The following is a 24,803-nucleotide window of genomic DNA, read 5'->3' as shown; positions in this document are numbered from 1 at the left end:
CCGCGTTGCACCATGGCTGCATGCTGCTGAGCCGGCTCGCCCATGTGTCCCAGGAGGTCGCCGCCACGTCGGCGCGGACCCGGAAGATCGCTCTGCTCGCCGAGCTGTTCCGGGACGCCGACGCGGACGACGTGCCGATCGTGATCCCTTATCTCGCGGGGCGCCTCCCGCAGGGGCGGCTCGGCATCGGCTGGAAGCTGCTGAGCCGTCCGGTCCCGCCCGCCGCCGAGGCCACGCTCACCGTGCGGGACGTGGACGCCCGGCTGACGGAGATCGGCGCGGTCACGGGCACCGGCTCGCAGGCCGCGCGCGGACGTCTGGTGGACGCGTTGCGGGCGGCGGCCACCGAGAGCGAGCAGCGCTTCCTGCTCGGGCTGCTCACCGGCGAGGTACGGCAGGGCGCGCTGGACGCGGTCGCGGTGGAGGGGCTCGCCGGGGCGACCGGCGCGAGCGCCGCCGACGTACGACGGGCGGTGATGCTCGCCGGGTCGCTGCGGACGGTGGCGCGGGCACTGCTCGCAGAGGGCCCCGGGGCGCTGGACGCGTTCCGGCTCACCGTCGGCCGTCCGGTGCTGCCGATGCTCGCGCACAGCGCCCCGTCCGTGTCCGAGGCAGTCGGCAAGCTGGGAGTGTGTGCCGTCGAGGAGAAGCTCGACGGCATCCGCGTACAGCTCCACCGCGACGGCGACGAGGTACGGATCTACACCCGCACACTCGACGACATCACCGACCGGCTGCCCGAACTCACCTCAGCCGCGATGGAGTTGGAGGACAGCCGGTTCATCCTGGACGGCGAGGTCATCGCGCTGGACGAAGACGGGCGACCGCGTTCCTTCCAGGAGACCGCCGGGCGCGTGGGCTCACGGGTGGATGTGGCCACGGCCGCGCGGAGCGTACCCGTCTCACCCGTCTTCTTCGACGCCCTCTCCGCGGACGGACAGGATCTGCTGGACCTGCCCTTCGCGGAACGGCACGCGGAGCTCGCGCGCCTGGTGCCCGAGCCGATGCGGGTGCGGCGCGCGCTCGTCGAGGGTCCCGCGGACCTCGCCGCGGCGGAGGAGTTCCTCGCCGCCACCCTGCGCCGCGGCCACGAGGGAGTCGTCGTCAAGGCGCTGGACGCCACCTACAGCGCGGGGCGACGGGGCGCCTCCTGGCTGAAGGTCAAGCCCGTGCACACCCTCGACCTGGTGGTCCTGGCCGCCGAGTGGGGCCATGGGCGGCGCACCGGAAAGCTCTCCAACCTGCACCTCGGCGCGCGTGGCGGGGACGGGTCGTTCGTGATGCTCGGCAAGACCTTCAAGGGCATGACGGACGCGATGCTGGCCTGGCAGACCGGGAGGCTCCAGGAGCTGGCCGTGGGCGACGACGGCCATGTCGTGACCGTACGCCCCGAACTCGTCGTCGAGATCGCGTACGACGGCCTGCAGAGGTCGACCCGGTACCCGGCCGGTGTCACCCTCCGCTTCGCCCGTGTGGTGCGCTATCGCGAGGACAAGACCCCCGCCGGGGCGGATACCGTCGCGGCCCTGCTCGCCGCACATCCCGAGGTGGCCCCGTGACGGGGAGGCGCAGCGCGGGACTGCTGCTGTACCGACGCGCCGAGTGCGGCCTGGAGGTACTGCTCGGCCACATGGGCGGCCCGTTCTTCGCCCGCCGCGACGCCGGGGCGTGGACCGTGCCCAAGGGCGAGTACGGGCCCGACGAGACCGCCTGGGACGCCGCGCGCCGCGAGTTCCGGGAGGAACTGGGACTGCCCCCGCCCGACGGGCAGGCGGTGCCGCTCGGCGAGGTCCGGCAGACGGGCGGCAAGGTCGTCACGGCCTGGGCGATCGAGGCGGACCTCGACCCGGCGGCCGTGGTCCCGGGCACCTTCGAGAGGGAGTGGCCGCCGAAGTCGGGGCGCCGCCAGGAGTTCCCCGAGCTGGACCGGGTGGAGTGGTTCGGCCTGGACCGGGCGCGGGCGGTCATGGTCGCGGCGCAGGCGGCGTTTGTGGACCGGCTGGCGGAGCACGAGGACTGGGCGGCCCCTCTTCGCGTTGCGCCGCGTCCCGGCGCGCGGGAGGGTCGGGGAACAGCCCGCTTCAGGAGGTCGGCCATGCCCATCGCGACGGTGAACCCGGCGAACGGCGAGACACTCAGGACGTACGAGGCGCTCGGCGCCGAGGAGATCGAGCGCAGACTCGCGACGGCCGAGACCACGTTCCACACCTATCGCACCACGTCCTTCGCCGAACGGGCCCGGCTGATGCACCGGGCCGCCGACCTCCTGGACGCGGACCAGGACGCCATCGGCCGGGTGATGACCACGGAGATGGGCAAGCCGGTCAAGCAGGCCCGCGCGGAGGCGGCCAAGTGCGCGAAGTCGATGCGCTGGTACGCCGACCACGCGGCGGGACTGCTCGCCGACGAACTGCCCGCCGACGCCGACGTGAAGGACTCCGGCGCGGCCCGCGTGCTGGTGCGCTACCGGCCGCTGGGCCCGGTGCTGGCCGTCATGCCGTGGAACTTCCCGCTCTGGCAGGTGATCCGGTTCGCCGCGCCCGCGCTGATGGCGGGCAACGTCGGCCTGCTCAAACACGCCTCGAACGTGCCGCAGACCGCCCTCTACCTGGAGGACCTGTTCCGCCGGGCGGGCTTCCCCGGGGGCTGTTTCCAGACGCTGCTGATCGGCTCGGGCGCCGTCGAGGACATCCTGCGCGACCCACGGGTCAGGGCGGCGACGCTCACCGGGAGTGAACCCGCCGGGCGCGCCGTGGCGTCGGTGGCCGGGGACGAGATCAAGAAGACGGTCATGGAGCTCGGCGGCAGCGACCCGTATGTCGTGATGCCGTCCGCCGACGTCGACCGGGCGGCACGGACCGCCGTGACCGCCCGGGTGCAGAACAACGGGCAGTCGTGCATCGCCGCCAAGCGGTTCATCGTCCACACGGACGTGTTCGACGCCTTCGCCGAGCGCTTCACGGCGGGCATGGAGGCCCTGAAGGTCGGCGACCCGCTGGACGAGGACACGGACGTCGGTCCGCTCTCCAGCGAGCAGGGCCGCCGGGATCTGGAGGAACTCGTCGACGACGCGGTGGAGAACGGCGCGAGCGTCCTGTGCGGCGGTGAACGCCCCGAGGGGTTCGCCGAGCGCGGCTGGTACTACGCGCCGACCGTCCTCGCGGACATCACCCCCGAGATGCGTGTCCACCAGGAGGAGACCTTCGGTCCCGTCGCCACGCTGTACCGCGCCACCGGCCTGGACGACGCGGTGGCCCTCGCCAACGACACGCCGTTCGGGCTGAGTTCGAACGTCTGGACACGTGACGAGAGCGAGATCGACCGGTTCGTACGGGATCTGGAGGCGGGGGCCGTGTACGTCAACGGGATGACGGCCTCTCACGCGGCGTTCCCGTTCGGCGGGGTCAAGCGGTCCGGCTACGGCCGTGAACTGGCGGAGCACGGGATCCGCGAGTTCTGCAACATCACCACGGTATGGCACGGAGCGTGAGCGTTCCGCGGCTACGATCCCTGTGTGAACCGCGAAGTTACCCTGCCTCTGATCGTCGACGACCGCGGCTCGTTGCAGGTGGCGGCCGCCGACGTCAGCAAACTGCTGCGCACGCTGGGCGGCCGGTGGCTGCATCTGGTGGAGGCCGGCGAGGGCGGGCTCGACGAGGACACGGTGGCGGCGCTGACCATCGAACTCGCCAAGCTCGCCGACCGGATCGATGTGGCCTGCATCGCCCACAGCAGTGGGGGCACCTCCGGCTAGGGCCGGCCGGTGCGGGGAGCAGCGGGTGCCGGGGGCTTCGAGGACGGGTCCGCCGTGGCCGCGTGCGCGGTTCCCCACGCCCCTGAGAGTCCAGCCGGCCCCGCGTCCCGCGTCTCGGAAGGCCGGCGCTCGTGGCCGCGCCCCCGTCGCGCCCGGCCCGGTGGGGCCGTCTCACGGAACGCGCTGGTCCTGCTCCCACAGGGCGTGCCAGAAGGCGGTCTCGTAGGTCTGGAGCAGACGGCCGTGGCGGTGCGCCCGGTCCTCGTCGATCCGGTCGGCCGCCAGTCCCTCCTGCACGGCGGCCAGCCCCCGCTGCCGCAGTTCCGGCGCGGGCTCGGCGAAGTGGTCGAAAAAGCCGCAGGCCTCGTCGTCGAAGCCGTAGTGGCGGCGCAGGGCCTCGGCGATCGTCGCGCAATAGCTGCTCCAGGCCGCGAAGTTGGCGGTCAGGGCGAGGACCACGTCGGCGGGTGAACCGTTCATGGCGAGCCAGGCGACGTACGCAGGATAGCTCTGACAGCCCGCGAGGGGCTCGTACGCCGCCCCGCACGCCTCGTCCGCCCCGCAGGCGTCGGCGTAGGCGGCCAGCCGCTCCAGGGCGAGGGCCTCACCCTCGGCGAGCGCGGTGAAGAAGGCCGCGCCGTCGGGGCCGGTGTCCGGCCGTTCGGCCAGATGCAGGAACGCCCGGCGGTCCGCGGGAATCACATGGCCCTGTTCCAGGGCGAGGGCGGTGAGTGTGGAGCGCTGCGCCGCGCCGCGGGCGATCAGCGGCAGCAGCCGGTTGGCATGGGGGTCCGGGGCGAGTTTCCCGGCCGTGCGTTCCAGTAGCTCCCTGGCCGTGCGCGCCATGACGTACTCCTTCGATTCGCCTGTCCGGGGGACCTTCCACCAGCATCCCACTTCGTCCCGAAATTCCCCGCAATGGAGTAGTCCGACGCGATATCCCCACGCTTCCGGGTGATCGTGGGTGGACCACCCTTCGCAACGTGGGTGATCCATCCTTCCGCCGGGGGACGCGAGTTCCCCGGAAGGCGAAAGAAGGCGCGCTCAATGGCGACTTTGTGCAAACCCTCGGTCTCCGTCCCGGAACACGTGATCACGATGGAGGAGACGCTGGAACTGGCGAGCTCCCGCCACCCGGACCACCCCCAACTGCCGCTGGCACTGCGACTGATCGAGAACACCGGTGTCAAGACCCGGCACATCGTGCAGCCCATCGAAGAGACGCTCAAGCACCCCGGCTTCGAGGACCGCAACAAGGTCTACGAGAGCGAGGCGAAGGCCCGCGTCCCCGCGGTCGTACAGCGTGCGCTGGACGACGCCGAACTCCTCACCACCGACATCGACATGATCATCTACGTGTCGTGCACCGGGTTCATGATGCCCTCGCTCACGGCCTGGCTGATCAACTCGATGGACTTCAGCAGCGACACCCGGCAGATGCCCATAGCCCAGCTGGGCTGTGCCGCCGGCGGCGCCGCGATCAACCGGGCGCACGACTTCTGCACCGCCTACCCCGAGGGCAACGCCCTCATCGTGGCCTGCGAGTTCTGCTCGCTCTGCTACCAGCCGACCGACCTCGGCGTCGGCTCCCTGCTGTCCAACGGACTGTTCGGCGACGGCATCGCCGCGGCCGTCGTCCGGGGCCGCGGCGGCACCGGGATCAAGCTCGAACGCAACGGCTCGTACCTGATCCCCAAGACCGAAGAGTGGATCATGTACGACGTCCGGGCCACCGGATTCCACTTCCTGCTGGACAAGCGGGTGCCGGGAACGATGGAGCCGCTCGCTCCCGCCCTCCACTCGCTCGCCCGACAGCACGGCTGGGACGCCTCCGACCTGGACTTCTACATCATCCACGCCGGCGGCCCGCGGATCCTCGACGACCTCAGCAAGTTCCTCGAGGTCCCGCCGGACGCCTTCCGGTTCAGCCGGGCCACGCTCACCGAGTACGGCAACATCGCCAGCGCCGTCGTCCTGGACGCCGCACGCCGACTGTTCGAGGAGGGCGGCGCCGAGCACGCCTCGCGCGGACTGCTCGCGGGCTTCGGTCCCGGCATCACCGCGGAGATGTCTCTCGGCCGCTGGCAGAACAACGACGGGGAGCCGGCATGAGCGGCACGACCGAAGAGACGATCACCGAGGCCGTCCCGGCCGTCCGCGAGTGGCCCGCCCTCGACCTGACCGGCGTGGAGTTCGACCCCGTGCTGGCCGAGCTGATGCGCGAGGGCCCGGTCACCCGGGTCAAGCTGCCCAACGGCGAGGGCTGGGCCTGGCTGGTGACCCGCCACGACGACGTGCGCAGGGTCGCCAACGACCCCCGGTTCAGCCGCGAGGCGGTCATGGACCATCCGGTCACCCGGCTCGCCCCGCACTTCATCCCGGCCAAGGGAGCGGTGGGCTTCCTCGACCCGCCCGACCACACCCGGCTGCGCCGCTCGGTGGCCGCCGCCTTCACGGCGCGCGGGGTGGAGCGGGTCCGCGGGAAGTCCCGGCGGATACTCGACGAGCTGATCGACGAGCTGCTCCAGGACGGTCCGCCGACCGATCTCACCGAGACGGTCCTCGGCCCCTTCCCCATCGCGGTCATCTGCGAGCTGATGGGTGTGCCGGCCATCGACCGGCACACCATGCACGGCTGGACCCAGTTCATCCTGTCCTCCTCGCACGGCGCCGACGTCAGCGAGAAGGCCAAGAACGAGATGGGGTCCTACTTCGCGAAACTCATCGGCGACCGCGAGGGCAGTACCGACGAGGACGTCACCTCACTGCTCGGCGCGGCCGTGGGCCGGGGCGAGATCACCCTGGAGGAGGCCGTCGGACTCGCCGTCCTCCTCCAGATCGGCGGCGAGGCGGTCACCAACAACTGCGGGCAGTTGTTCTTCCTCCTCCTGACCCGCCCGGACCTGGCCGAACGGCTGCGGGCCGAGCCGGACATCCGCCCACAGGCCATCGACGAACTGCTGCGCTACATCCCGCACCGCAGCGCGGTGGGCCTCTCCCGCATCGCGACCGAGGACGTGGACATCAAGGGCGTACGCATCCGGGCGGGCGAGGCGATCTACGTGTCGTACCTGGCCGCGAACCGCGACCCGGACGTCTTCTCCGACCCGGAGACCATCGACTTCTCCCGCAGCCCCAACCCGCATGTGGCGTTCGGCTTCGGCCCGCACTACTGTCCGGGCGGAATGCTGGCGAGGCTGGAGTCGGAGCTCCTGGTCGACGCGTTCGTCGACCGGATGCCGGGCCTGCGGCTCGCCGTGGCCCCGGAGCGGGTCCCGTTCAGAAAGGGAGCGCTGATCCGCGGCCCCGAGGCCCTGCCCGTCAGGTGGTGAGCGGACGATGACCGCGCCCGAAGGGCTCCTCGTACCGCCGGGTCACGGCCGGGTCGTGCGGACGCCCGCCCAGCACGTGACGTTCAAGGTGACCGGCTCGCACTCCCGCATGGCGTCCACCTTCGAGGTGCTGGTGCCGCCCGGGTTCGACGTGGGCGCCCATGTGCACACGCGCAGCGAGGAACTGTTCTACGTGCTCGAAGGCGAGCTGGACGTGCTCGCCTTCGAACCCCGGATCCGCACACCCGACAACTGGCAGAAGTGGGAGTCGAGTTCGGGCACCCGGGTGGTCCGGGCGACACCCGGCACGGTCATCGTCGTCCCGCCGGGCTGTCCGCACGCCTTCTCCAACCCCACCGAGACGCCGGCGAAGGTGTTCTTCCAGGCGTCACCGCCGCCGGACCACGAGCGCTACTTCGAGGAACTGCTGGAGATCCTGGGCAACGGGGGCCCACCGGATCACGCGGCGATCGAGGCGCTGCGCAAGCGGTACGACATCGAGCAGCTCACCCCTCTGAAGCACCGGTGAGGCCGGCGCCCCGTCGCTACCGGATCGGCATCCCGGACAGCGTCCGGGCGATCACCAGCCGCTGGATCTCGCTGGTGCCCTCGAAGATGGTGTAGATGGCCGCGTCCCGGTGCATCCGCTCCACCGGGTACTCGCGGGTGTAGCCGTTGCCGCCCAGGATCTGGATCGCCTGTCCGGTGACCTTCTTCGCCGTCTCGCTGGCGAACAGCTTGGACATCGATCCCTCGGCCGCCGTGAACGGCCTGCCGTTGACCGCCATCCACGAAGCACGCCACACCAGCAGACGCGCCGCGTCGATGGAGGTACGCATATCGGCGAGCTGGAACGCGACGCCCTGGTTGTCGATGATCGGCCGCCCGAACTGCTCGCGGGTCGTCGCATAGTCGAGGGCGACCTCGTACGCGGCGCGGGCGGTGCCCACCGCCATCGCGCCGACGGCCGGACGCGACGCCTCGAACGTGGCCATCGCGGCGTTCTTCACGCGCTCACCGCCACCCGCCCTGGCCCGCTCACGGGCACGGGCGAGACGCTCGTCCAGCTTCTCCTTGCCGCCGAGCAGGCAGGAGCCGGGGACACGGACGTCCTCCAGGACGACCTCGGCGGTGTGCGAGGCGCGGATGCCGTGCTTCTTGAACTTCTGGCCCTGCGAGAGGCCGGGAGTGCCCGGCGGCACGATGAAGGAGGCATGGCCCTTCGAACCGAGGTCCGCGTCGACGACCGCGACGACGACGTGGACGTTGGCGATACCGCCGTTGGTCGCCCAGGTCTTGGTGCCGTTGAGGACCCATTCGTCCTTGGCCTCGTCGTACACGGCCCGGGTGCGCATGGAGGCGACGTCGGAGCCGGCGTCGGGCTCGGAGGAGCAGAAGGCCGCGACCTTGACATCGTTGGCATCCCCGTACATCTGGGGAATCCAGGTACCGATCTGCTCCTCGGTGCCGTTGGCGAGGACGCCCACGGCGGCGAGTCCGGTACCGACAATGGAGAGCGCTATGCCCGCGTCGCCCCAGAACAGTTCCTCCATGGCCATGGGTATGCCGAGGCCGGTGGCGTCGAAGTACTGCTGGGCGTAGAAGTCCAGGGAATAGATACCGACCTTCGCGGCTTCCTGGATGACCGGCCAGGGAGTCTCCTCGCGCTCGTCCCACTCGGCGGCCGCGGGGCGGATCACATCGGCGGCGAACCCGTGGAGCCAGTCGCGGACCTCCCTCTGTTCGTCGTTGAGCTCCATGGTGAACTCGGCCATGTCCCCTCCAGCGGTGCACTAAAATGTTACTTGCGGTAACTGGAGTCTGTTACTGACCAGTAGAGAAAGTCAACTCCCGAACCCCGCCCGGCAGCCCGTTCGATGTGCATGGGCTGATGAGTGTTAGTTTGCGCAGGCGTCACCGAATCACCATGGGTGGGGAGAGATCATGGACACCACACAGCGGACCGATCAGCAGAGGTCCGCCGACCGCCGTCGGCGAGAGCTGCTCGAGGCCGCGGACAGAGTGGTGCTCCGCGACGGCCCCGGCGCCTCGATGAACGCCATCGCCGCCGAGGCGGGCATCACCAAGCCCATCCTGTACCGGCACTTCGGCGACAAGGGTGGTCTCTACGCGGCGCTCGCCAAGCGGCACACCGACGCCCTCCTCGGAGCGCTGCGGGCAGCGCTGGACGCGCCCGCCGAGCGCCGGGAGCGGGTGGAGGCGACCCTCGACACGTATCTGGCGGCCATCGAGGCCCGCCCGCAGGTGTACCGCTTCCTGATGCACCCCTCCGAGGGCGGACAGCCGGGCGACCCGGGCTTCGACGTGGGCAAGCACTCCGCGCCGCTGCTGCGGCGCATGGGCGAGGAACTCGCCGAGGTCATCGAGGAACGGGTGGATCTCGGTCCGGGCAGTCAGCAGCTGGCGCGCGTGTGGGGCCACGGGATCGTCGGCATGATGCATGCCGCCGGGGACTGGTGGCTGGGCGAGCGGCCGTGCACACGCGCCGAGTTGGTGCGGAGTCTCGCCGATCTGCTGTGGGGACGGCTGGCCGCCGCCGGGGACCGGGTCGGGGGTCCCGGGTTCTGAGGTCCGCCCTCGGCCGCGGGTCCGTTTCGGCGGATCCGTTTCGGCTGAGCGCGCAGTTCCCCACGCCCCTGAGGGGGCACGGGCGGAACCGCGCGACCGGCCACCGCGCTCCGCCGCCGCGCGACCGTGATCACCGTCCCCAGGGCGCCCGCGCCGCCTGCCGCATCACCCGGTGCCGGCGCCACCCGCTCAGCCGGTCCACGTACAGGCCACCCTCCAGGTGGTCGTACTCGTGCTGCAGGCACCGGGCGAACCATCCCGTGCCGTGCACCCGCAGCGGCTCCCCGTCCGCGGTGAACCCCTCGACGACGGCATGGTCGTACCGTTCCGTGCCCGCCTCCAGGCCCGGCAGCGAGAGACAGCCCTCGGGACCACGCAGGACCACACCATCCGCCTCGACGAGACATGGGTTCACCACATGTCCCAGATGACGGACCTCGTCGTCGTCCGGGCAGTCGTACACGAACACCCGCAGCGCCGCGCCGACCTGGTTGGCGGCGAGGCCGACGCCCCGCGCCGCGTACATCGTCGCGAACATGTCCTCGACGAGCCGGGCCAGTTCGGGACCGAAGTCGGTGACCTCCTCGCACACCGCGTGCAGGACGGGGTCGCCGAGCAGGGTCACCGGGCGGACGCGCCCTCGGGAGCCGGGGATGGAGCCGTGTCGCATGGCGGCAAGGGTACGGTCCTTACTGGCGCGCGAACCTCGCGCGGGCACCGTCGCGGTGCCGCGATTCGGGCACGTGAGTGGATCTCGATAGGCTGAGGCCCACACGGTGCCGGGGGCAGAGGCGCGGCGCGTACGCAAGGAGGATCGAGAAACGATGTCAGGCAACTCGGACCCGCTGACGCCGCGGGCCAAGCTGGCCGTGACGGCGGGCAAGGCGGCGGCGGCCGTCTCGCGGGCCGCCGGACGCGGCAGCGGATCGGTGATCGGCGGCCGGGTGGCACTCAAGCTCGACCCCGACCTGCTGGCCAGGCTCGCCACACACCTGGACGTGATCCTGGTGTCGGCGACCAACGGCAAGACCACGACCACCCGGCTGATCGCGGAGGCGCTGGGCGCCGCGGGCCCGGTCGTGTCCAACGCGCTCGGCGCCAACATGCCCGCGGGCATCACCTCGGCGCTGGCCGGCGGCTCGGACGCCAAGTTCGCGGTCATCGAGGTCGACGAGAAGTACCTCTCGGGTGTGGCGCGCGACACCGACCCGAAGTGCATCGCGCTGCTCAACCTCTCCCGCGACCAGCTCGACCGGGCCGCCGAGACCCGGATGATGGCCGAGCACTGGCGTGAGGGGCTGGCCGGTTCCAAGGCCGTCGTGGTCGCCAACGCCGACGACCCCCTGGTCGTGTGGGCCGCGTCCTCCTCGCCGAACGTCATGTGGGTGGCGGCCGGTCAGATGTGGAAGGACGACGCCTGGTCCTGCCCGTCCTGCGGCGGTGTGATGCAGCGCCCCGGCGACGACTGGTTCTGCGGCGACTGCGGGTTCCGCCGTCCGACGCCGACCTGGGCGCTCTCCGGCGACCACGTCCTCGACCCGCACGGCTCCGCCTGGCCGATCCGCCTCCAGCTGCCCGGCCGCGCCAACAAGGCGAACGCGGCCTCGTCGGCCGCCGTCGCCGCCGTCTTCGGAGTGCCCCCGCAGGTCGCCCTGGAGCGCATGTACCAGGTGCAGGCGGTGGCCGGACGCTACGACGTGGTGCAGTTCATGCAGCGCGACCTGCGTCTGCTGCTCGCCAAGAACCCCGCGGGCTGGCTGGAGACGTTCTCCCTGATCGACCCGCCGCCCACCCCGGTCATCCTGTCGGTGAACGCGCGGGGCGCCGACGGCACCGACACCTCCTGGCTGTGGGACGTCGACTACACCCGGCTGACCGGGCACCCGATCTTCGTCCTCGGTGACCGCAAGCTCGACCTCGCGGTGCGCCTCGAGGTCGCCAACCAGTCCTTCCAGGTCTGCGAGACCCTCGACCAGGCCGTGCAGCTCGCACCGCCCGGACGCATCGAGGTCATCGCGAACTACACCGCGTTCCAGGATTTGAGGCGTCGTGTCGGCAACTGAGCCACGGAGGACGAAGAGAATGAGTGACAACAGCCTGCGTCTGGTGTGGATCTACCCGGACCTGCTGAGCACCTACGGCGACCAGGGCAACGCGCTCGTCGTGGAGCGCCGGGCCCGCCAGCGCGGACTCGACGTCGCCCGCCTCGACGTGCGCAGCGACCAGCCGATCCCCACCTCCGGCGACATCTACCTGATCGGCGGCGGCGAGGACCGGCCGCAGCGGCTCGCCGCGGAGCGGCTGCGCCGCGACGGAGGCCTGCACCGCGCGGTCGGCAACGGCGCGATCGTCTTCTCGGTGTGCGCCGGCTACCAGATCCTCGGCCACGAGTTCATCAACGACCTCGGGCAGCGCGAGCCGGGCCTCGGCCTGCTCGACGTGGTCTCGACGCGCGGCGAGGGAGAGCGCTGCGTCGGTGACGTGCTCGGGGACATCGACCCGCGTCTGGGCCTGCCGCAGCTGACCGGTTTCGAGAACCACCAGGGCGTCACCCGTCTCGGCCCCACCGCCCGCCCGTTCGCGCAGGTGCGGCTCGGCAAGGGCAACGGCACGGGCGACGGCACCGAGGGCGCGTACAACGACACGGTCTTCGGTACGTACATGCACGGTCCCGTGCTCGCCCGTAACCCGCAGATCGCCGACCTGCTGCTGAAGCTGGCGCTCGACGTCAACGCGCTGCCGCCGATCGACGACCGCTGGTACGAGGCGCTCCGGGGCGAGCGCATCGCCTCCGCCCAGCAGCCGGCCTGAGCCGACACGCCACCACCGGGACGCGCCACCGCGTGAACCGGCGGCCCGGCAGTCCGGCAGTCCGGCAGTCCGGCAGTCCGGGCACGACGTCCACAGGGCGCGCTTGAGGGAAACCTCAAGCGCGCCCAAGGTGTTTCCGGCACGGTGTGCACAGGAGCCCGCCTGACAGCCGGTCCGCTCACTTGTGCGGCCGAGTCCACCAGGCGGACGCCCGCTACGGCACGACCCCGTCCCGCCGGTAGGGTGATCGGGATTCCAGCCGGACAACGTGGTCCGGTCCCCGGCCCACGTTGAGAAGGTATTTCGGGCTATGCGCATTGGTGTCCTCACGTCCGGCGGCGACTGCCCCGGCCTGAACGCCGTCATCCGGTCCGTCGTGCACCGCGCCGTCGTCGACCACGGCGACGAGGTCATCGGCTTCCGGGACGGCTGGAAGGGGCTTCTGGAGTGCGACTACCTGAAGCTCGACCTCGACGCGGTGAGCGGCATCCTGGCCCGCGGCGGCACGATCCTCGGCTCCTCCCGGGTCCAGCCCGCGCATCTGCGTGACGGCGTGGAACGGGCGAAGGGGCATGTCGAGGAGCTCGGCCTCGACGCGATCATCCCGATCGGCGGCGAGGGCACCCTGAAGGCGGCCCGGCTGCTCTCGGACGGCGGCCTGCCGATCGTCGGCGTGCCGAAGACCATCGACAACGACATCGCCGTCACGGACGTGACCTTCGGCTTCGACACGGCCGTCGGCGTCGCGACCGAGGCGCTGGACCGGCTGAAGACCACCGCCGAGTCCCACCAGCGGGTGCTGATCGTGGAGGTCATGGGCCGCCACACCGGCTGGATCGCGCTGCACTCCGGCATGGCGGCCGGCGCCCACGCCATCGTCGTACCGGAGCGTCCGTTCGACATCGAGGAGCTGGCGGTTAAGGTGGGCGAGCGCTTCGAGGCGGGCAAGCGGTTCGCCATCGTCGTGGCCGCCGAGGGCGCCAAGCCGCGCGCGGGCACGATGGCGTTCGACGAGGGCGTGAAGGACGTCTACGGGCACGAGCGGTTCGCCGGCATCGCCCGGCAGCTCTCCCTCGAACTGGAGGAGCGCCTCGGCAAGGAGGCCCGTCCGGTGATCCTCGGGCACGTTCAGCGCGGCGGTACGCCGACCGCGTACGACCGGGTGCTCGCGACGCGGTTCGGCTGGCACGCCGTGGAGGCGGCCCACCGCGGCGAGTTCGGCATGATGACCGCGCTGCGCGGGACCGACATCGTGATGGTGTCCCTCGCGGAGGCGGTGGAGACGCTGAAGACGGTGCCCGAGGAGCGGTACGCCGAAGCGGAGTGCGTGCTCTGAGGCCCTGAGGCGGCCGTCCGGCCGCGCGGGTTCGTGGTGCCTCGTCCGCCGGTTTCCCGCGCCCCCTTCCGGGGCGCGGATGCCGACCCCGGCCATGGCGGTGACCGGGGCCGGTTCTACTCTGGTGCGGACAGACAGCACAACCCGTACTAATCAGGAGCCGGCGGATGGAACACAGCGGGCACGGCATGACCATGGATCTGCCGCCGTTCACGCTGGGGAGAGGGCTCGGATGGTCCGCGGACCCCTTCTTCCTCGTGGCCTGTCTGGTGGGGCTCGGGCTGTACGGCTGGGGGGTCGTGCGGCTCGTCCGCCGCGGCGACAAGTGGTCCGCGGGACGGACCGTCTCCTTCGTCACCGGTGTGCTGACCATGCTGCTGATGATGTGCACGAGACTGAACGACTACGGCATGGTCATGTTCAGCGTGCACATGGTGCAGCACATGGTGATCAGCATGCTGACGCCCATCCTGATCCTGCTCGGGGCACCGATCACGCTCGCGCTGCGGGCCCTTCCGGTGGCGGCCGTGCGGGGCACCAAGGGGCCGCGTGAACTGCTGCTGATGTTCCTGCACAGCCGTTTCATGCGGATCATCACGCACCCCGCGTTCACGATCCCGCTGTTCATCGCGAGCCTCTACGCCCTGTACTTCTCCCCCGTCTTCGACTTCCTGATGGGGTCGCGGACGGGGCACACCGTGATGATGTGCCACTTCCTCGCCGTCGGCCTGGTCTTCTTCTGGCCGATCATGGGCGTGGACCCCGGACCGCACCGGCCGGGCTACCTGATGCGCATGCTGGAGCTGTTCGCCGGTATGCCGTTCCACGCGTTCTTCGGTATCGCGCTGATGATGGCGTCCACGCCGATGGTCGACACGTACAAGAACCCGCCCGCCTCGCTCGCCATCGACGCGCTCACCGACCAGAACGCGGCGGGCGGCATCGCCTGGGCCTTCAGCGAGATCCCCTCCGTCCTCGTGCTGCTCGCGCTGCTCTTCCAGTGGTACGGCTCCGAGCAGCGGCAGGCCCGCCGCACGGACCGGGCGGCGGACCGCGACGGCGACAAGGAACTCGAGGCGTACAACGCCTATCTGGCGTCACTCAACGCCCGTAGCAACTGAATCACCTCCCGACAGCTGAACCAGCCCTGGCGAACCTTCTCCCGCCGGGTGAAAATGGCCGCAGGCCACGGCCCGCGCAGCGGACCCGCCGGGAGAAGGGTGTGCCGCGATGCCCGGTTCTACGAAGACCATGGGGGTGCTCACCGTCGGTGGGCTGGTTGTCGTGACGGCCTATACGGTCGCGCTCGGCAGCAACGGCTGGCTGTGGTTCGGCTGGGTGGTGCTCGGACTGATCACCATCGCGATGGTCGCGGCGCGCGGAGCGTGACGGGCGTCGCGCTCACTGCCGGGGGCGCCGTCCCGCCGAGTGCACGCCCGGCTGGTACTTGGGCAGCCGGGCGGTGATCTTCATACCCGCCCCGACGGCGGTCTCGATGACGAGGCCGTAGTCGTCCCCGTAGACCTGGCGCAGCCGGTCGTCGACGTTGGACAGACCGATGCCGTCCGAGGGGCTGACCTCGCCGGTGAGGATGCGGCGCAGCCGTTCGGGGTCCATTCCGGTGCCGTTGTCCTCGATGACGACCAGTGCCTCGGCGCCCGCGTCCTGCGCGGTGATGCTGATGTGGCTCTTGTTCGACGTGTCCGCCTTGCCCTCCAGGCCGTGTTTGACGGCGTTCTCCACCAGGGGCTGGAGACAGAGGAAGGGCAGCGCGACCGGCAGCACCTCGGGCGCGATCTGCAGGGTGACCGAGAGCCGGTCACCGAAACGGGCCCGCACGAGCGCCAGGTAGTGGTCGATGGCGTGCAGTTCGTCGGCGAGGGTGGTGAAGTCGCCGTGCCTGCGGAACGAGTAGCGGGTGAAGTCGGCGAACTCCAGGAGCAGTTCGCGGGCGCGCTCCGGATCGGTGCGGACGAACGAGGCGATCACCGCGAGCGAGTTGAAGATGAAGTGCGGGGAGATCTGGGCGCGCAGGGCCTTGATCTCGGCCTCGATCAGGCGGGTACGGGACCGGTCGAGGTCGGCGAGTTCCAGTTGCACCGAGACCCAGCGGGCGACCTCGCCCGCGGCCCGGACGAGCACGGCGGACTCGCGGGGCGCGCAGGCCACGAGCGCACCGTGCACCCGGTCGTCGACGGTGAGCGGCGCGACGACGGCCCAGCGCAGTACGCAGTCCGGCTCGTCGCACCGGAGCCGGAAGGCCTCACCGCGGCCGGTCTCCAGCGGGCCGCCGAGCCGGTCCAGGATCTCCGTGCGGTGGTGCTCCCCGACGCCCTCCCAGGCGAGGACGGCGTCCTGGTCGGTGAGGCAGAGCGCGTCGGTGCCGAGGAGGGTGCGCAGCCGGCGCGCGGACCTGCGGGCGGTCTCGCCGGTGAGGCCCGCGCGCAGCGGGGGTGCGGCGAGCGAGGCGGTGTGCAGGGTCTCGAAGGTGGCGTGCTCGACGGCGGTGCCGAGCCCGCCGAGGTTCTCGGGCCGCGCGGTCCGCCTGCCGACCCAGAACCCGGCGGCGAGCAGCGGAAGCACGGCCACGCACAGCCCGGCGAGGAATCCGCTCACGCCTGGGCCTCCTTCGGGTGCGCGGTGGCGCGCAGCTGGCCGTCGGAGAGTTCCTCGGGGAGGTGGAACCGGGCCAGGATCGCCGCCGTGCCGTGCGGTACCCGGCCCGGCGTCGCCAGCGACACCAGGATCATGGTGAGGAAGCCGAGGGGCACCGACCAGAGCGCGGGCCAGGCGAGCAGTGCGTGCAGCGCTCCGGAGCGCGGGTAACCCGCCATGGTCGCGGCCACCGCCACGAAGGCCGCGCCGCCGCCGGTCAGCATGCCCGCCGCCGCGCCGGGCGGTGTCAGCCGCCGCCACCAGATGCCGAGGACGAGCAGGGGGCAGAAGGACGAGGCGGACACGGCGAAGGCGAGTCCCACGGCGTCGGCGACGGGCAGTCCGCCCACGATCACGCTGGCGGCGAGCGGCACCACCATGGCGAGCACCGTACCGAGCCTGAAGTGGCGCACCCCGCGTGCGGGTAGTACGTCCTGGGTGAGGACCCCGGCCACCGCCATGGTCAGTCCGGACGCGGTGGACAGGAACGCCGCGAAGGCGCCGCCCGCGACCAGCGCGCCCAGGAGGTCCGCGCCGAGTCCGCCGATCACCCGGTCCGGGAGCAGCAGGACGGCGGCGTCCGCGTTCCCGGTGAGGCTGAGTTCGGGGGCGTACAGCCGGCCCAGCGCCCCGTAGACGGGCGGCAGGAGGTAGAAGGCGCCGATCAGGCCGAGGACGGCGACGGTGGTGCGGCGGGCGGCGACTCCGTGCGGGCTGGTGTAGAAGCGGACGACCACGTGCGGGAGTCCCATGGTGCCGAGGAAGGTGGCGAGGATCAGTCCGTAGGTGGCGTAGAGGGGGCGTTCCTCGCGGCCGGCCGCGAGCGAGGTCGACATGCCGCCGTCGTGGGCGCGGTCGGCGGCCGGTACCGGGTCCCCCTTCTCGAAGGTCAGCCGGGTGCCGCGCGCGATGCGGTGGACGCCGGCCGGGAGCCGGACCCGCTCGCTCTCGTAGCGGTGGCCGTCCATGGTGCCCGTCGCGGTGACGGTGAGTGGGTCCGGCAGTCTCAGGTCGAGGGTGTCGTCGATACGGACGACCCGCTGCGCGCGGAAGGTCGCCGGTTCGTCGAAGGCGTCGCGTGGAGCGCCGTCGCTCTGCCAGGCGAGGACCAGGAAGATCGCCGGGACCAGCAGGGCGGTGAGCTTCAGCCAGTACTGGAAGGCCTGGACGAAGGTGATGCTGCGCATGCCGCCGGCGGCGACCGTGGCGACCACGACGACCGCGACGAGCACGCCGCCGAACCAGTCGGGCGCGTCGGTCAGTACCGCCAGGGTGAGTCCCGCGCCCTGGAGCTGGGGCAGCAGGTAGAGCCAGCCCACGCCGACGACGAAGGCGCCGGCGAGCCGTCGGACCGTCTGCGAGCCGAGCCGCGCCTCGGCGAAGTCGGGCAGCGTGTAGGCCCCGGAGCGGCGGAGCGGGGCGGCGACGAACAGGAGCAGTACCAGGTAGCCCGCCGTGTAGCCGACGGGGTACCAGAGCATGTCGGGGCCCTGGACGAGCACCAGGCCGGCGATGCCGAGGAAGGAGGCGGCGGAGAGGTACTCCCCGCTGATCGCGGCCGCGTTCAGCCGGGGGCCCACGGTACGGGAGGCGACGTAGAAGTCGGAGGTGGTCCGGGATATGCGCAGGCCGAACGCCCCGACCAGGACGGTCGCGACGACGACGAGGGCGACGGCGGGGACGGCGTAGTTCTGGTTCACCGGGCGGGGCCCCTCGCGCCACGACCGCCGGGAACCGCTCTCCCGCGTCCCGCGCATTTCCTCACGCCTCGCCTCTCGCCCCTCGCCGGTCGTCGACGGCCGGTCAACGGTCCTCGACCAGACGCACGAAGTCCCTCTCGTTGCGCTCCGCGCGGCGCACGTACCAGCGGGCCAGCAGGACCAGGGGTGGGTAGACGCAGAATCCGAGCACGGCCCACTCCAGGCCCGCGCCGTCCGGGATCGCCGCGAAGACCAGCGGCAGCGGTCCGACCAGGAGGACCAGGACGGCGAACACCACGAGGGCGGCGCGGAGTTGACTGCGCATCAGCGAACGTACGTAGGTGTGCCCGAGTGTGGTCTGTTCGTCGATCTCGGTCCTGGGCCGGTAGTAGCCGGACGTCCTGCGGGTGCGCCGGGGCGCTCCGGTGACGACCACGCGGCGTTCGGTCGGGTCCTGCGGCACGCCGTTCCCCCTCAGCCGGTGGTCCGGCGCATCAGCAGGTCACGCAGTTCGCGCGTGTGCCGACGGCTGACCTGGAGTTCGACGGAGTCCACGAGAACGCTCACCGTACCTGTGTCCAGGCGGAGTTCGCCTATGTGGCGCAGGGCGACCAGGTGGCGCCGGTGGATGCGGACGAAGCCGCGGGCGCGCCAGCGTTCCTCCAGGGTGGACAGCGGTATGCGGACCAGGTGGCTGCCCTGCGCGGTGTGCAGGCGCGCGTAGTCGCCGTGCGCCTCGACGTGGGTGATGTCCTCCACGGCCACGAAGCGGGTCACGCCGCCGAGTTCGACGGAGATGTGGTCCGGGTCGGGTTCGTGCACGGGGATCAGCGGTGCGGTGCGCCGGAGTTGGTCCGCCCGGCGGACGGCCTCGGCGAGGCGTTCCCTGCGCACCGGCTTCAGTACGTAGTCGACCGCCTTGAGGTCGAAGGCCTGGACGGCGAATCCCTCGTGCGCCGTGACGAAGACGACGAGCGGCGGGTGGGCGAATCCGGTGAGCAGCCGGGCCAGGTCGAGTCCGTCGAGTCCGGGCATGTGGATGTCGAGGAAGACGACGTCGATCGCCTCGGGCCCGTCGGGTCCCGAGGCGAGGGCCCGGTTGATCCGGCGCAGCGCCTCGGTCGCGTCGCTCGCGCCCTCGGCGGCGGCGACCCGGGGATCGGCGTTGAGGAGATAGAGAAGCTCCTCCAGGGACGGTTGTTCGTCGTCGACGGCGAGCACGCGCAGCATGGAAGTGGAGTGTAAGAGCGATTCGTACGTCTGGACATGTGCGGGCATGGACGTTCTCGCTGGATACAGTGCCGCCATGAACAGCAAGTCCGGGATGTTCGACGAACTCGACCGCAAGATCATCACAGCCCTGATGGCCAATGCCCGGACGAGCTTCGCCGAGATCGGCGCGGCGATCGGGCTGTCGGCGACCGCCGTCAAGCGGCGGGTGGACCGGCTCCGGGAGACCGGAGTGATCACCGGGTTCACGGCGACGGTGAAGCCGACCGCGCTCGGCTGGCGCACGGAGGCGTACGTCGAGGTGTACTGCGAGGGCGCGGCGCCGCCCCGGCGGCTCGCGGAGGTGGTCCGCAACCATCCGGAGATCACCGCCGCCATGACGGTGACCGGGGGCGCGGACGCGCTGCTGCATGTACGTGCCACCGATGTGGACCACTTCGAGGAGGTCCTCGAGCGGATCCGTACCGAGCCCTTCATCCGGAAGACGATCAGCTACATGGTGCTGTCCCATCTGCTGCCGGAGGCCCCCGAGGCGGGCGCGACCCATGCCGCCCCACAGGAAGCCCAGGACGCATCAAACGTGCGCTGACCACCGTGATTGCGCAGCGATACTGCGTACATGCGCAGCTCTCCTCGCTTGTCGCCCGTATCCCCCGTTTCCTACCTTTGAGGCACCCCCGTCAACACCGCAGGAAGCGGAGGAACCTCTCTGTGCCTGACAGCCGTGTGCCGCGCCCCCGGCGCTTTCTCGTCTGCGAACCCAGACACTTCGCCGTGCAGTACGCGATCAACCCCTGGATGCACCCCGACACCCGGGTGGACGTCGATCTGGCCCATGGCCAGTGGAAGGCGCTGATCAGCGCCTATCGTGCCCATGGGCACACCGTGGACATCGTGGAGCCCGTGGCGGATCTCCCGGACATGGTGTTCGCGGCGAACTCCGCGCTCGTCCTCGCGGGCCGTGTCTTCGGTTCGCTCTTCCACGCGCCCCAGCGCCGTCCCGAGTCCGGCGCCTACGAGAGCTGGTTCAAGGCCGCCGGCTTCGACGTCTACCGTCCCGAGTCCGTGTGCGAGGGCGAGGGCGACCTCGTTCCGGTGGGCCGGTATCTCCTGGCGGGCACCGGCTTCCGTACGACGCGGGAGGCGCACCGCGAGGTCCAGGAGTTCTTCGGCGTCCCGGTGATCAGCCTCCAGCTGGTGGACCCGCGCTTCTACCACCTGGACACGGCTCTCTTCGTGCTGGAGGAGGGGCCGGGGGCGAACATCGCCTACTACCCGGAGGCGTTCTCGCCGGGCAGCCGTGAGGTACTGGCACGGCTCTTCCCGGACGCGGTGGTCGCGACCCGCGAGGACGCGATGACCTTCGGTCTGAACTCCGTCTCCGACGGCCGTCACGTCTTCATCGCACCGCGTGCCGAGGCCCTCGCCGACCAGCTCGCCCGGCACGGCTACGTCCCCGTCCCCGTCGACCTCTCCGAGTTCCACAAGGCCGGCGGCGGCATCAAGTGCTGCACCCAGGAGATCCGCTCATGACCGCTCCCGCCCGTACGCGTACGTCCTCCGAACTGATCCGCGCCGAGGCGCCGGTCCTCGCGCACAACTACCACCCGCTCCCCGTCGTCGTCGCCCGCGCCGAGGGCACCTGGGTCGAGGACGTCGAGGGCCGCCGCTACCTCGACATGCTGGCGGGCTACTCGGCCCTCAACTTCGGCCACCGCAACCCCGTGCTGATCGAGGCGGCGCACCGCCAGCTCGACCGGCTCACCCTGACCTCCCGCGCCTTCCACAACGACCAGCTGGCCCACTTCGCCGCGTCCCTGGCCCGGCTGACGGGCCTGGACATGGTCCTGCCGATGAACACCGGCGCCGAGGCGGTGGAGAGCGCCGTCAAGGTGGCCCGCAAGTGGGCGTACGAGGTGAAGGGCGTCGCCCCGGACCAGGCCACGATCGTCGTGGCCGCGGACAACTTCCACGGCCGTACGACGACGATCGTCAGCTTCTCCACGGACGAGACGGCCCGTAGCGGCTTCGGTCCCTTCACCCCGGGCTTCCGGATCGTTCCGTACAACGATCTCGCGGCGCTCGAAGCGGCCGTCGACGAGACGACCGCGGCCGTGCTGATCGAGCCCATCCAGGGCGAGGCGGGCGTCGTCATCCCCGACGACGGCTATCTGGCCGGTGTGCGCGCGCTGACCAGCCGGGCGAACTGCCTGTTCGTCGCGGACGAGATCCAGTCGGGTCTGGGGCGGACGGGCACCACCCTCGCCGTCGACCACGAGGGCGTCGTCCCGGACATGCTGCTGCTCGGCAAGGCGCTCGGCGGCGGCATCGTGCCGGTCTCGGCGGTGGTGGCGCGCCGCGACGTTCTCGGCGTCCTGGGACCCGGCGAGCACGGCTCCACGTTCGGCGGCAACCCGCTCGCCGCGGCGGTCGGCTCGGCGGTCGTCGAGCTGCTGGAGACGGGGGAGTTCCAGCGCCGGGCGGCCGAGCTGGGCGTGGTCCTGCGCGACGGCCTCACGGCGCTCGTGGGCAGAGGAGTGGAGGGCTTCCGCTCGCGCGGGCTGTGGGCGGGCGTCGACATCGACCCGTCCATCGGTACCGGCCGCGAGATCAGCGAGGGCCTCATGCGCGAGGGGATCCTGGTCAAGGACACCCACGGCTCGACCGTCCGGCTGGCCCCGCCGCTGACCATCACCGCCGACGAACTCCGGTCGGCTCTCGCGGCCCTGGAGAAGGTTCTGACGCAAGGGGTCTGATACCGGCCACGAGACCACAGAGAGTGACCTCCGAACGGTTACCCCCGGCGACGGGCACGCCTAAACTGATCGCTCCCCGGGGAGGACCCGGAGGAACAGAGGAGCGCTTCAGGTGTTTTATTACGTGCTCAAACACGTGCTTCTGGGTCCGCTGTTGAGGCTGGCGTTCCGGCCTCGGATCGAGGGCCTTGAGCACATACCGTCGTCGGGGGGCGCCATCGTGGCGGGCAACCACCTGTCCTTCTCGGACCACTTCCTGATGCCCGCCATCCTCAAGCGGCGGATCACCTTCCTCGCGAAGGCGGAGTACTTCACCGGGCCGGGTATCAAGGGCCGTCTGACGGCCGCGTTCTTCCGCAGCGCCGGGCAGATCCCGGTGGACCGCTCCGGCAAGAAGGCGGGACAGGCCGCGATCCGGGAGGGGCTCGGTGTGCTGCGCCAGGGCGAGCTGCTCGGCGTCTACCCCGAGGGCACCCGCTCGCACGACGGGCGCCTCTACAAGGGCAAGGTCGGCGTCGCGGCCATGGCTCTGAAGGCCCGGGTGCCGGTCGTCCCCTGCGCGATGATCGGCACCTTCGAGGCGCAGCCGCCGGGCCAGAAGATCCCGAACCTCCACCCCGTGGTGATCCGCTTCGGCGAGCCCCTCGACTTCTCCCGCTACGCCGGTATGGAGAACGAGAAGGTCATCCTGCGTGCCGTCACCGACGAGATCATGTACGCCATCCTCACCCTCTCCGGGCAGGAGTACGTCGACCGGTACGCGGCCGACGTCAAGGCCGAGGCGGCCGCCGAGAAGGCGGAGAAGGCGCGCAGGTTCCCGCGGATGCCGTTGAGCTGACGGCCCGGTGGGACCGCCGACGGAGCGGGGCGGCGGGTGCGCCGACGCGAAAGGGGCGGCGGGTGCGCCGACGCGAAAGGGGCGGCGGGTGCGCCGACGCGAAAGGGGCGGCGGGTGCGCCGACGCGAAAGGGGCGGCCGGAGAACCGGCCGCCCCTTCGTGTGCGGTGTGTTACGGCGCCGGCGTGGCGTGCGGCGTGCACGTCACATCGGCCGCGTCCGTCCTGCCGGTGAGCAGGTAGGTGTCCACCCGGGTGTTGATGCACGGGTTGACCAGGCCGGTCACTCCGTGCGAGCCCGCGCCGTTCTCGGTGATGAGGCGGGAGCCCTTGAAGCGCTTGTGCAGTTCGACCGCGCCCGCGTACGGGGTGGCGGCGTCACGCGTGGACTGCACGATCAGGACGCTCGGCAGGCCCTTGCCGGTCCTGACCTCGACCGGGGTCTGCTGCTTGACCGGCCAGGTGGCGCACGGCAGGTTCATCCACGCGTTGGCCCACGTCATGAACGGGTAGTCCTTGTTGAGCCGCGTGTTGTCCTTGTCCCACTTGTTCCAGCTGGTGGGCCACTTGGCGTCGGTGCACTCGACCGCGGTGTAGACGGCGTTGCCGTTCTCCGAGCTGATGTTGCCCGCGGTGTCGGACAGGTCCGGAGCGGCGGCGTCCACCATCGCCTGGGTGTCACCGGCGACGTACTTGCTGAACACCGTCGCGACCGGTACCCACGAGGAGTCGTAGTACGGGGCGCTCTGGAAGAAGGAGATCAGCTCGGCGGGTCCGACGACCCCGCCCAGCGGGCTCTTCTTCGCCGTGGCGCGCAGCTTCAGCCACTGGTTCTGCACCTTCGCGCGGGTGTCGCCGAGGTGGAAGGCCGCGTCGTTCTTGGCGACCCAGTCCTCCCAGTCCTTCCAGCGGCCCTCGAAGGCCACGTCCTGGCCGAGGTTGGCCTCGTACCAGATGTTCTCCCGCGCCGGGTTGACCACGCTGTCCACGAGCATGCGGCGGACGTGCCCCGGGAAGAGCGTGCCGTAGACGGCGCCGAGGTAGGTGCCGTAGGAGACGCCCAGGTAGTTGAGCTTCTTCTCACCGAGCGCGGCGCGGATGACGTCCAGGTCGCGCGCGGTGTTCGGCGTGGTCATCTGCCGCAGGACGGCCTTGCCGCTGCGCTCGGCGCAGCCGTCCGCGTACTCGGCGGCGAGCTTGCGCTGGGCGCGCTTGTCGGCCTCGGAGCCCGGGACCGGGTCGGCCTTGGGCGCCTTCACGAACTCCTGCGGGTCGATGCAGGAGATGGGCGCCGAGTGGCCGACGCCGCGCGGGTCGAAGCCCACGAAGTCGTAGGCCTTCGAGGTGTTCACCCAGAGCGGGTTCTTGTTGGTGACCCGGGTCGGGAAGCGCATGCCGGAGCCGCCGGGGCCGCCCGGGTTGTAGACGAGGGCGCCCTGGCGCTCCTCCTTCGTCCCGGTGGACCCGATGTGGTCCACGGCAAGCTTGAGCTGCTTGCCGTTCGGGTGGGCGTAGTCCAGCGGGACGCTGACCCAGCCGCACTGGATGGGCTTCACGAAGCCCCAGTCCGCCGGGCAGTCCTGCCAGTTGATACCGGCCTTCTCGGCTCGGGCGGCGGCGATCGCCGCACCACGGGCCTCGCGGTCCTGGCCGTGGCGCGAGGCGGCGGTGGCCGACGGCGCCGCCACGGCTCCGGCTATCAGGGTCGCCGTGACGAGCGCTCCGGCCGAGCCGAGCGCTGTCACTCGTCTCGTCGGTCTCAAAGCCCTCAAGTGGGACCTCCCCGTACATCGTTGCGATTGGT

At 71.0% G+C, this 24,803-nt stretch carries 24 protein-coding genes and 1 pseudogene; 17 read left to right on the top strand and 8 right to left on the bottom strand.

The genetic code is table 11. The features are described 5' to 3' along the window. The first annotated feature begins 20 nt into the window (after positions 1–20). From ABZV34_RS10040 to ABZV34_RS10025, 4 genes and pseudogenes are all read left to right on the top strand, one after another. On the top strand, positions 21–1,559 hold the full coding sequence (locus tag ABZV34_RS10040; protein WP_356273115.1) for an ATP-dependent DNA ligase: 1,539 nt from the start codon (positions 21–23) through the stop codon (positions 1,557–1,559). After that, positions 1,556–1,987 (top strand): annotated as a pseudogene (locus ABZV34_RS10035) (NUDIX domain-containing protein); the annotation flags it as partial. The gene ABZV34_RS10040 and the pseudogene ABZV34_RS10035, both read left to right, overlap by 4 nt. 108 nt (positions 1,988–2,095) lie before the next feature. Continuing rightward, positions 2,096–3,490, top strand: a complete 1,395-nt coding sequence (locus ABZV34_RS10030; RefSeq protein WP_356273293.1) for an NADP-dependent succinic semialdehyde dehydrogenase — start codon at positions 2,096–2,098, stop codon at positions 3,488–3,490. A 24-nt stretch (positions 3,491–3,514) separates the two neighbouring features. Next, positions 3,515–3,754 (top strand): DUF6213 family protein, encoded by a 240-nt coding sequence (locus ABZV34_RS10025; RefSeq protein WP_356273113.1) that lies wholly within the window; start codon positions 3,515–3,517, stop codon positions 3,752–3,754. Positions 3,755–3,925: 171 nt separating this feature from the next. Here ABZV34_RS10025 and ABZV34_RS10020 read toward each other — a convergent pair whose 3' ends face one another. After that, a complete protein-coding gene (locus tag ABZV34_RS10020) occupies positions 3,926–4,600 on the bottom strand; it encodes a transcriptional regulator (RefSeq protein WP_356273111.1) in 675 nt (224 codons plus the stop codon). Positions 4,601–4,744: 144 nt separating this feature from the next. Between ABZV34_RS10020 and ABZV34_RS10015 the strand changes: the two genes are divergently transcribed. From ABZV34_RS10015 to ABZV34_RS10005, 3 genes are read left to right on the top strand one after another with little or no spacing between them, the layout of a single operon-like run. Beyond that, positions 4,745–5,866, top strand: coding sequence for a type III polyketide synthase (locus tag ABZV34_RS10015; RefSeq protein ID WP_356273292.1), 1,122 nt, complete (start codon positions 4,745–4,747; stop codon positions 5,864–5,866). Further along, entirely contained in the window at positions 5,863–7,086 is a 1,224-nt protein-coding gene (locus tag ABZV34_RS10010; RefSeq protein ID WP_356273109.1) for a cytochrome P450, read from the top strand. The genes ABZV34_RS10015 and ABZV34_RS10010 overlap by 4 nt, the downstream gene beginning before the upstream one ends. 7 nt (positions 7,087–7,093) lie before the next feature. Continuing rightward, positions 7,094–7,615 (top strand): cupin domain-containing protein, encoded by a 522-nt coding sequence (locus tag ABZV34_RS10005; RefSeq protein ID WP_356273107.1) that lies wholly within the window; start codon positions 7,094–7,096, stop codon positions 7,613–7,615. Between the two features lie 16 nt (positions 7,616–7,631). Here ABZV34_RS10005 and ABZV34_RS10000 read toward each other — a convergent pair whose 3' ends face one another. Then, positions 7,632–8,861 (bottom strand): acyl-CoA dehydrogenase family protein, encoded by a 1,230-nt coding sequence (locus ABZV34_RS10000; RefSeq protein WP_356273105.1) that lies wholly within the window; start codon positions 8,859–8,861, stop codon positions 7,632–7,634. A gap of 169 nt (positions 8,862–9,030) precedes the next feature. Here ABZV34_RS10000 and ABZV34_RS09995 point away from each other — a divergent pair, with 169 nt between their 5' ends. Continuing rightward, positions 9,031–9,675: a TetR family transcriptional regulator gene (locus tag ABZV34_RS09995; protein ID WP_148008033.1), complete on the top strand. Its 645-nt coding sequence runs from the start codon at positions 9,031–9,033 to the stop codon at positions 9,673–9,675. A gap of 130 nt (positions 9,676–9,805) precedes the next feature. On the opposite strand, the gene def is transcribed toward ABZV34_RS09995, so the two are convergent. Then, entirely contained in the window at positions 9,806–10,345 is a 540-nt protein-coding gene (def, locus tag ABZV34_RS09990) for a peptide deformylase (RefSeq protein ID WP_356273103.1), read from the bottom strand. Between the two features lie 154 nt (positions 10,346–10,499). On the opposite strand from def, the gene ABZV34_RS09985 reads away from it, so the two are divergent. The 5 genes from ABZV34_RS09985 to ABZV34_RS09965 all read left to right on the top strand — a co-directional run bounded on the left by ABZV34_RS09985 (position 10,500) and on the right by ABZV34_RS09965 (position 15,211). Beyond that, a complete protein-coding gene (locus ABZV34_RS09985) occupies positions 10,500–11,738 on the top strand; it encodes a MurT ligase domain-containing protein (RefSeq protein ID WP_356273101.1) in 1,239 nt (412 codons plus the stop codon). Between the two features lie 19 nt (positions 11,739–11,757). After that, positions 11,758–12,486: a glutamine amidotransferase gene (locus ABZV34_RS09980; protein ID WP_356273099.1), complete on the top strand. Its 729-nt coding sequence runs from the start codon at positions 11,758–11,760 to the stop codon at positions 12,484–12,486. A gap of 310 nt (positions 12,487–12,796) precedes the next feature. Beyond that, a complete protein-coding gene (locus ABZV34_RS09975) occupies positions 12,797–13,822 on the top strand; it encodes a 6-phosphofructokinase (RefSeq protein ID WP_356273097.1) in 1,026 nt (341 codons plus the stop codon). 167 nt (positions 13,823–13,989) lie between these two features. Then, positions 13,990–14,943 carry a cytochrome c oxidase assembly protein gene (locus ABZV34_RS09970; protein ID WP_356273095.1) on the top strand — a complete coding sequence of 318 codons (954 nt, stop codon included), beginning with the start codon at positions 13,990–13,992 and terminating at the stop codon, positions 14,941–14,943. A gap of 109 nt (positions 14,944–15,052) precedes the next feature. After that, positions 15,053–15,211 (top strand): hypothetical protein, encoded by a 159-nt coding sequence (locus ABZV34_RS09965; protein WP_153291893.1) that lies wholly within the window; start codon positions 15,053–15,055, stop codon positions 15,209–15,211. A gap of 12 nt (positions 15,212–15,223) precedes the next feature. On the opposite strand, the gene ABZV34_RS09960 is transcribed toward ABZV34_RS09965, so the two are convergent. From ABZV34_RS09960 to ABZV34_RS09945, 4 genes are all read right to left on the bottom strand, one after another. Continuing rightward, a complete protein-coding gene (locus ABZV34_RS09960) occupies positions 15,224–16,438 on the bottom strand; it encodes a histidine kinase (protein ID WP_356273094.1) in 1,215 nt (404 codons plus the stop codon). After that, positions 16,435–18,177 carry a cation acetate symporter gene (locus tag ABZV34_RS09955; RefSeq protein WP_356273093.1) on the bottom strand — a complete coding sequence of 581 codons (1,743 nt, stop codon included), beginning with the start codon at positions 18,175–18,177 and terminating at the stop codon, positions 16,435–16,437. The genes ABZV34_RS09960 and ABZV34_RS09955 overlap by 4 nt, the downstream gene beginning before the upstream one ends. A gap of 103 nt (positions 18,178–18,280) precedes the next feature. Further along, a complete protein-coding gene (locus tag ABZV34_RS09950; RefSeq protein ID WP_356273092.1) occupies positions 18,281–18,640 on the bottom strand; it encodes a hypothetical protein in 360 nt (119 codons plus the stop codon). Positions 18,641–18,651: 11 nt separating this feature from the next. Beyond that, positions 18,652–19,407: a LytTR family DNA-binding domain-containing protein gene (locus tag ABZV34_RS09945; RefSeq protein ID WP_356273090.1), complete on the bottom strand. Its 756-nt coding sequence runs from the start codon at positions 19,405–19,407 to the stop codon at positions 18,652–18,654. A 76-nt stretch (positions 19,408–19,483) separates the two neighbouring features. Here ABZV34_RS09945 and ABZV34_RS09940 point away from each other — a divergent pair, with 76 nt between their 5' ends. The 4 genes from ABZV34_RS09940 to ABZV34_RS09925 all read left to right on the top strand — a co-directional run bounded on the left by ABZV34_RS09940 (position 19,484) and on the right by ABZV34_RS09925 (position 23,001). After that, positions 19,484–19,996, top strand: coding sequence for an Lrp/AsnC family transcriptional regulator (locus ABZV34_RS09940; RefSeq protein ID WP_356273088.1), 513 nt, complete (start codon positions 19,484–19,486; stop codon positions 19,994–19,996). 122 nt (positions 19,997–20,118) lie between these two features. Then, positions 20,119–20,940, top strand: coding sequence for a dimethylargininase (gene ddaH / locus ABZV34_RS09935; protein ID WP_356273086.1), 822 nt, complete (start codon positions 20,119–20,121; stop codon positions 20,938–20,940). Continuing rightward, positions 20,937–22,163 (top strand): ornithine--oxo-acid transaminase, encoded by a 1,227-nt coding sequence (gene rocD, locus ABZV34_RS09930; protein ID WP_356273084.1) that lies wholly within the window; start codon positions 20,937–20,939, stop codon positions 22,161–22,163. The genes ddaH and rocD overlap by 4 nt, the downstream gene beginning before the upstream one ends. Positions 22,164–22,275: 112 nt before the next feature. Then, a complete protein-coding gene (locus ABZV34_RS09925; protein WP_356273082.1) occupies positions 22,276–23,001 on the top strand; it encodes a lysophospholipid acyltransferase family protein in 726 nt (241 codons plus the stop codon). 171 nt (positions 23,002–23,172) lie between these two features. Here ABZV34_RS09925 and ABZV34_RS09920 read toward each other — a convergent pair whose 3' ends face one another. Continuing rightward, complete coding sequence (locus ABZV34_RS09920; RefSeq protein WP_356273080.1) at positions 23,173–24,771, bottom strand: alpha/beta hydrolase; 1,599 nt, start codon at positions 24,769–24,771, stop codon at positions 23,173–23,175. Positions 24,772–24,803: the final 32 nt, after the last annotated feature.

Origin of the sequence: Streptomyces sp. NPDC005195, from assembly GCF_040608315.1 — a bacterium.
Lineage (GTDB): Bacteria > Actinomycetota > Actinomycetes > Streptomycetales > Streptomycetaceae > Streptomyces > Streptomyces kaempferi.
This window is presented reverse-complemented; position numbering and strand designations above follow the sequence as displayed.